We start from the raw sequence: 8,145 nt of genomic DNA, 5'->3' as shown, positions 1-8,145 counted from the left end.
AATAATCCTGTCACTAAAATGATAGCCACTTCATATTCAATTATAATGGTTTTTCTTAACCAATCGTCTTTCAAATTTCTTTGCATCAATTTAATTAAGACTATCCCTAATACAAAAAGCAAGATTGAAAATAGATACTTAACAATCGCTGCAATGTTAAAGTGACTGATGCTGATTCCTAACAAGATGGTATTTCCGGTTTGTAATCCTGCGAATACCCCACCATGTTCAACAAATGAATATGCATCAATGCTTCCACTAATAATAGCTAATAAGATAGCTGTGAAGGGATGCATAAATAAGTCTTTGGGCTTCAAAATGATCTTCTCCTATCCAATGTGTAACTTTCTTCTAAGTGTCTCTGCTTTATGTCCTAAAACAGTGTCTGCAATTCTGCTCTTCAAAGCAAGGTATACATATACCAAGCCTCCAAGTAATGAAGCAAATGCAACCACAATTCCACTACCAATTCTGCCATATTGGTTCATTCCCAAACTAACCAATAAGTTACCAGCATATACTGCTGTAATGGCAACAAAGTATGTTACTAGAGAAAATAGAATAATCCAATTGATTTGAGATAACATCTTATCATTTCTAAACTTAAATTGACGGTCTAATGAACTAATAATTAGCATATTAACCACCATGAATCCAATTGCTGATGATAATAACGGACCAAATTCCTTAAAGAAATAAACCATTGGGAATTGGCTAACTATCTTAGCAATTACACCATATACAAAGTATTTAACAGCGACCTTGTTTTGTGATATTCCTTGCATCATAGCAGTTAAAACAGTAAATAAACCAAATGAGATGGAAACGATTGATGAAAACGCTAAAACGTTTGCTGATAGTGCTCCATTAACATTGGTATAAAATAATCTATTCAATGGTCCTGCAATCGCAGTCATTCCTAATGCTGCAGGAATCATAATAAATGAAAATAAAACAAAACCTGCAGACACTTGGTGACTAATTTCTTTTTTATTGCCTCGTGTATACGATTCAGATAACAATGGCACAACAGTTATTGCGACTGAAGATGCTAATGAAATTGTAATCATAATTAGCTTATTAGCGTTACCTGCGAAAATTGCATACAATTGATCCAATACTTTGTTAGATGCGCTAGTGGCAACATGCATAATGTTAAAGAATGTGTATTGATCGATTAATTGAAAAATTGAAATTCCTGCTCCTAAAATAACGAATGGAACAGCTTGTTGAATGATTTCTAAATATAATTTATTTGCATTGACATGAAGCTGATTATTACTATTACGAACTAAACTACGATAATATTTACGTCGTCTGAAGTAGTACCAAGCTAAAATCAATAATCCGGCTAAAGCTCCAATAAAAGCCGCAAATGTAGATTGTGATACGGCTGTTACCCAACTACCTCTTAGCACCTTAATAATAAAGAATACTGCTATTAACATGTATATAACTCTAAATAGTTGTTCTACAAATTGTGATAATGCAGATGGTGCCATATCTTGAAATCCTTGGAAATATCCACGAGTTAAACTCATTGTTGGAATGATTAGAACAGCCCAAGATAATGAACGCATAACGGGGATTAAATCAGGATTACCATTATCTATTAATGGACTAAAAAAGTATAAGAACAAGGCACAAACTATCCCCATAATTACAGATAGTAAAACACCACGTTTATAAAGCCTAACGCTGACCCCATATTCGTTTAGTGCGTTATAATGTGCCACTTGCTTAGCAATTGCTGATGGAATTCCCGCAATTGAAATAATTAATATTAAACTATAAACATTATATCCTTGAACGTATAATGCATTAGCTTGTAAATAAAGCCCTCCTAGAATCATGTTCCAAGGGATTATGTATAAAGCACCTAAAATTCTTGAAAAAACACTTCCAGCAGTCATCCATGCTGAACCTTTAAGCATTTTATCTTGTGCTATATCTTCATTCAAATTATTTTCCTGATTTTGCATATCGCAATTCCCACTTTCAAATTTCTCTAACTTGTCCATTTTAATCAATATTTTAATAGTAAGCAACTCTCATAGTACTTAATTCCACAAAAAAAGAGAGATAATCATAGATTATCTCTCTTTTTTTATTAGTTAGCAACGATATTTACAATTTTTCCAGGAACAACAATTACCTTACGGACTGTTTTTCCTTCAATTGATTCTTTAATCTTTTCATCATTCATTGCAACTTCTTGTGTAGCTTCCTTAGAAGCATCAGCAGCAACTTTAATGTGTGATCTCACTTTACCGTTAACTTGAACAACAACTTGAACTTCATCATCAACTAATTTTGATTCATCAAATTCAGGCCATTGAGCATAAGTGATTGTTTCATCATGACCAAACTTGTTCCATAGTTCTTCAGCCATATGTGGAACAATTGGTGAAAGTAATTTAACGAAGCCTTCCATGTATTCTAGGTATAAGCTGTCTTGTTTATAACATTCATTAACAAATACCATCATACTTGAAATAGCAACGTTAAATCTTAAGTTTTCAAAGTCATCAGTAACCTTTTTAACTGTTTGGTTATAAACTTTATCCAATTTATGGTCATTAACTGTAGTAATACGATCACGTAAGTTGTCATCGTCATCAATTAATAATCTCCAAACACGGTTAACCCACTTGTTTGAACCATTTAATCCTTCAGTACTCCAAGGTTTTGATTCAGTTAATGGACCCATGAACATTTCATATAGTCTTAATGTATCTGCACCAAATTCGTCCACGATATCATCTGGGTTAACAACGTTTCCCTTAGACTTAGACATCTTTTCATGGTTAGTTCCAAGAATCATCCCTTGGTTAACTAACTTATGGAAAGGTTCCTTAGTTGGAACTACGCCTAAATCGTAAAGCACTTTGTGCCAGAATCTTGCATATAGTAAATGAAGAACGGCATGTTCTGCACCACCAATGTATAAATCAACAGGTAACCATTCTTTTAGTAATTCTGGATCTGCTAATTCTTTATCGTTGTGAGCATCGATATATCTCAAGTAGTACCATGAACTACCAGCCCATTGAGGCATTGTGTTAGTTTCACGTTTACCTTTACGACCGTTTTCATCAACAACATTAACCCAGTCATCGATGTTAGCCAATGGTGATTCACCAGTACCAGATGGTTCAATGTTATCAGTATCTGGTAATACTAATGGTAATTCATCTTCAGGAACTAAAGTAGTTTCCCCATCTTCCCAATGAATTACTGGAATTGGTTCACCCCAATATCTTTGACGTGAGAAAATCCAATCACGTAAACGGTAGTTAGTTTTGGCATTCCCTGCATGATGTTCTTCTAGCCAGTTAATGACTGCATCAATCGCTTCTTTTTTGTTCATTCCATCTAGGAAATCTGAGTTGATATGAACACCATCACCAGTAAAGGCTTCTTCTTCAATGTTTCCACCTTCAATAACTGGATTAATTGGTAAATCAAATTTCTTAGCAAATTCGTAATCACGGTCATCATGAGCTGGCACAGCCATAATTGCACCTGTACCGTATGAAGAAAGAACGTAGTCACCAATCCAAATTGGAACTTGTTTTCCATTAATTGGATTGATTCCGTAAGCGCCTGTAAATACACCAGATTTGTCTTTATTCAAATCAGTTCTTTCAAGGTCAGACTTAGTAGAAACTTCTTTTCTGTATGCTTCAATAGCATCTTTTTTATCATCAGTCATAATCTTATCAACTAGGTCATGATCTGGCGCTAAAACAATGTATGAGGCACCAAATAAAGTATCAGGTCTTGTAGTAAATACTTCGATTTTTTCGTCATGACCATCAACATCAAAGAATACACTAGCACCCTTAGAACGGCCAATCCAATTTCTTTGCATTTCCTTGATACTTTCAGGCCAGTCTAATTCTTCTAAATCATCAATAAGTCTGTCAGCATAAGCAGTGATTTTTAAAACCCATTGTTTCATTGGTACACGGTATACTGGGTATCCACCACGTTCTGTTTTACCATCAATAACTTCTTCGTTCGCAACAACGGTTCCACCCATGAAATCAGGAGCCCAGTTTACTTCAATTTCATCTTCGTAAGCTAAGCCTTTTTTGTAAAGTTGTTCGAAAATCCATTGTGTCCACTTGTAGTATTCAGGATCAGTAGTATCTACTTCTCTATCCCAATCATATGAAAAACCAAGTGACTTGATTTGTTCTCTGAAGTGAGCGATGTTTTTTTGTGTAAATGAACCAGGATGATTACCTGTCTTTAAAGCATATTGTTCAGCAGGCAAACCAAAGGCATCAAAACCAATTGGATGCAAGACGTTTTTACCTTGCATTCTCTTAAATCTAGACATGATATCTGTTGCAGTATATCCTTCAGGATGACCAACGTGAAGTCCTTGACCTGATGGATATGGGAACATATCTAGTGCATAATAGTTATCTTTATTTTTATCATTTGTAGTCTTAAAAGTTTTATTTTCTTCCCAATACTTTTGCCATTTTGTTTCAATCTTACTGTGATTGTATGCCATAATAATGCCTCCATTTATTTTTGTCGAATAAAAAAATCCTATAAGCTTAATATGCTTATAGGACGAATATACCGCGGTACCACCTAATTTTCATCTATTTTAAATAGATGCAACTTAAGTCCTTAACGCGGAATACGTCTTAACCTACTATCCATTTCAATTAAGATTTCAACGACTAGTTCGATTAATCATAATCTAAATTCGCAACGACCATTTAGTTTCTGAAAAATATAATTAATCTAATACTTCGTATCAACAATTTATCTTCGACTATTAAATTAATTTAAATATACCAGTGAATTAGATTAAAAGCAAGGACATTTATCATTTGTGTTAGAATAACAATAATGAATATATAAAAAGGAAGTTTATTATGAAGTTAGAACCATCAGTTACTTATAGTCATACCCTTTTATCAAGTGTAGTAAATGAAAATGATATTGTGGTAGACGGAACCATTGGCAAAGGAAATGATACCGAATTTTTAGCTAGACTAGTTGGTAATCAAGGTAAGGTCTTTGGATTCGATATTCAAGCAGAAGCAATTCAAAAAACTCAAGAAAGAATCAATAAAAACAGTCTAAGTAATCAAGTGACATTAATAAATGACGGACATGAAAATATCAGCAATTATGTAGAAGATCATATTCAAGCCGCTATATTTAATTTAGGCTACTTACCTGGTGGTAATAAAGAAGTTATCACACTGCCAGAAACAACTCTCAAAGCAATTCAATCAAGCTTATCATTACTAAATGTCGGTGGAATCGTAATTATCATCTTATACTATGGTCACCCAGGCGGTGAAATTGAAAAAGAAAAAGTCTTATCTTTTGTTCAATCATTAGCTCAAAAGCAATATTCAGTTCTAAAATACGAGTTTATAAACCAAATTAATTGCCCGCCTATTCTTATTGCGATACAAAAAAATGACAACCATTAAGGTTGTCATTTTTTTATTTTTCAGATAATCGATCGTATAGATTTACTAAAACAGCAATAATAATGATTATTAAACAAACCCAAAATACTTTGTGCAATGAATTGTATAAAACAGTTCTCAATGGTTCTAGTAATTTGGCCGGAATTTCATGGGATGTTTTAAAATTAACTAGCTTATTAATCATTCCCATATTTGAATCATCAGTATGTAAAATACCAATTTTAAGTTGTCGGTTCATTACAATCCCTAGAATTGCAACAATCAAAGTTTGCCCAAAAATACGACATAAGGTATTAAATGATGTTGCAACTCCAATATCACCTTTATCAACACTATTTTGAGAAATAACAGTCCCATTTGTAATGGTAATTCCAAATCCAATTCCACAAACTGCAGCAATCGCAAAGAACCAACCAAATGAAACATTAAATGGTAGTAGCACTACCCAAATAGCTGCAGCTAAAATAAAGAATAATCCTATCATAGTTGCATAAAATGGTTTCATGCGTGATAGAAGCCATCCTGAAACGAACGCACCTAAAATCCATAAAATTGAGGTTGGTGTGATTGCAAAACCAGAAACAGTAGCTGGATATCCAAAAATACCTTGTGTCCAAACAGGTAGATATACTTCTAATCCCATTAAGAAACCACTAATTAAAAACGCAATAATATTTTGCACTACAAATGTTCTATTGTGCATTAATTTCATTGGGATAATTGGATTATCAGCGCAATGTTCTCTTCTAACGAACAGGATTAATAATAATATTGAAATAAATGTACAATATGAAATTGGTTGCCAATTATTAGATAGGTTACTGATTAATTGAATAATATACATTAAAAATAGTAGTAACAATGACAGATATATCATTCCTAAATAATCAACAGAATTTTTAACTAACGCTTTGGTTTCTTTAAAAGAAATAATGAATACTAATAATACTAATATTCCCAATGGAACGTTAATGAAGAAAATCCAATGCCAACTTAAATTATCAACGATGTAACCACCAAATAAAGGAGCGATAATTGAAGCAATCCCCCATACCGCACCATTAAGTCCTAAGATTTTACCACGATTTTCGTCAGAATAAATATCAGCAATAATAGTATAAGAAAGTGGCATTATAACCCCTGCTCCAATTCCTTGAATTGCTCTCCAAAGAATTAATACATTCATACTATTTGCTAAACCAGATAAAATGGAACCGATTAAAAAGATAGATATTCCAAAGATAAATACTTTCTTTCGTCCAAATTGATCCGAAAGTTTACCGTAAATAGGTGTTGAAATTGCAGTCGTTAATAAATAAATTGAGAAGACCCAATTCATAATTGAGACTCCATGCAAGTCCCCCACAATGGTTGGCATAGCAGTTGAGACAATCGTCCCTTCAATTGCACTCATAAATGTAGCCATGAATAAAGCAATTGAGATGATTAACACATTATTTGATTGTTTTTTAATACTCGTTACCTCCAAAATAAAAACGATTTATTTATATCAATCTACAAATAAATCGTTTTTAACATTAAATATACTATTTAAAGAAATTTTGTAGTTCTGATACCTTGTCAGTGTGTTCCCAAGGTAAATCAACATCTGTTCTTCCAAAATGACCATAAGCAGCAGTATTTTTGTAGATAGGTCTCTTCAAATCTAACATTTTAATAATACCAGCTGGTCTTAAATCAAATATTTCACGAATAGCTTTGATTAAGTCATTTTCTGATACAGTTGCTGTACCGAAAGTGTTAACAGAAATTGAAACTGGTTTTGCAACACCAATTGCATAAGCTACTTGAACTTCAATTCTAGTTGCTAGTTCAGCAGCAACTATGTTCTTAGCGATATATCTAGCAGCATAACTTGCTGATCTATCCACTTTGGTAGCGTCTTTTCCAGAGAAAGCTCCACCACCATGGTGAGCAGCACCACCATAAGTATCAACAATAATCTTTCTACCTGTTAAACCGGCATCACCTTGTGGTCCACCGATTACGAATCTACCAGTAGGATTAATGAAAAATTTAGTGTCGTCATTTAATAATTCACTAGGAATAACTTCCTTGATAACCTTATTAATAACGTCTTCGCGAATTTTATCTAATGAAACATCTGGGTCATGTTGTGTACTTAAAACAACAGTTTCAACAGATACTGGTTTGTTATTGTCATCATATTCAACCGTAACTTCAGCCTTAGCATCAGGTCTTAAATATGAAATTGTTCCATTTTTTCTTAATTCTGCAATTTTTCTCATCAATTTATGACTTAATGAGATTGGTAGTGGCATTAGTTCAGGTGTTTCATCAACAGCATAACCAAACATTAAACCTTGGTCACCAGCACCAATTTGATCAAGTGCATCTTCACTGCTATCACGAGTTTCAAGAGAATCGTCAACCCCTTGAGCGATATCTGGTGATTGTTCGTCAATAGCGACTAAGACTGCACATGTATTTCCATCAAATCCATATTGGTCATTGTCATAACCAATTTCTTTGATGGTATCTCTAACGATTTTTTGAATGTTAACGTAAGCCTTGGTAGTAATTTCACCAAAAACTAATACTAATCCAGTAGTTACTGAACATTCACAAGCAACTCTAGAATCAGGATCTTGTTTTAACATTTCATCTAAGATAGCATCACTAATTTGATCAG

At 33.4% G+C, this 8,145-nt stretch carries 6 protein-coding genes and 1 other annotated feature; of the genes, 1 reads left to right on the top strand and 5 read right to left on the bottom strand.

Translation table 11 applies throughout. From position 1 onward, the window contains the following. The 3 genes from M3005_RS05650 to leuS form a co-directional block, all read right to left on the bottom strand. On the bottom strand, nt 1-317 hold a 317-nt coding region (locus M3005_RS05650; RefSeq protein WP_293794462.1), incomplete at its 3' end, for a YoaK family protein. A gap of 12 nt (nt 318-329) precedes the next feature. Continuing rightward, on the bottom strand, nt 330-1,982 hold the full coding sequence (locus M3005_RS05645) for a putative polysaccharide biosynthesis protein (RefSeq protein ID WP_293794461.1): 1,653 nt from the start codon (nt 1,980-1,982) through the stop codon (nt 330-332). A 128-nt stretch (nt 1,983-2,110) separates the two neighbouring features. Beyond that, a complete protein-coding gene (gene leuS / locus M3005_RS05640; protein WP_293794459.1) occupies nt 2,111-4,528 on the bottom strand; it encodes a leucine--tRNA ligase in 2,418 nt (805 codons plus the stop codon). Between the two features lie 55 nt (nt 4,529-4,583). Further along, nucleotides 4,584-4,793 (bottom strand) — a binding site (T-box leader). A gap of 108 nt (nt 4,794-4,901) precedes the next feature. On the opposite strand from leuS, the gene mnmM reads away from it, so the two are divergent. Next, on the top strand, nt 4,902-5,471 hold the full coding sequence (gene mnmM, locus M3005_RS05635; protein WP_293794458.1) for a tRNA 5-(aminomethyl)-2-thiouridylate-methyltransferase MnmM: 570 nt from the start codon (nt 4,902-4,904) through the stop codon (nt 5,469-5,471). 13 nt (nt 5,472-5,484) lie between these two features. Here mnmM and M3005_RS05630 read toward each other — a convergent pair whose 3' ends face one another. Further along, nucleotides 5,485-6,945 (bottom strand): MDR family MFS transporter, encoded by a 1,461-nt coding sequence (locus tag M3005_RS05630; protein ID WP_293794465.1) that lies wholly within the window; start codon nt 6,943-6,945, stop codon nt 5,485-5,487. A gap of 73 nt (nt 6,946-7,018) precedes the next feature. Next, nucleotides 7,019-8,145 (bottom strand): methionine adenosyltransferase (metK, locus tag M3005_RS05625; RefSeq protein ID WP_293794457.1); only part of this gene is annotated, 1,127 nt, incomplete at its 5' end.

This window comes from Apilactobacillus sp. (genome assembly GCF_025290035.1).
GTDB lineage: Bacteria > Bacillota > Bacilli > Lactobacillales > Lactobacillaceae > Apilactobacillus.
The sequence above is the reverse complement of the archived record's forward strand: the minus strand, read 5'-3'. Positions and strand labels throughout refer to the sequence as shown.

Bases quoted from the DNA above. Each gene is read 5' to 3' on its own strand.
- M3005_RS05645 (WP_293794461.1), bottom strand. From the start codon at position 1,982: ATGCAAAATCAGGAAAATAATTTGAATGAAGATATAGCACAAGATAAA.
- leuS (WP_293794459.1), bottom strand. From the start codon at position 4,528: ATGGCATACAATCACAGTAAGATTGAAACAAAATGGCAAAAGTATTGG.
- mnmM (WP_293794458.1), top strand. From the start codon at position 4,902: ATGAAGTTAGAACCATCAGTTACTTATAGTCATACCCTTTTATCAAGT.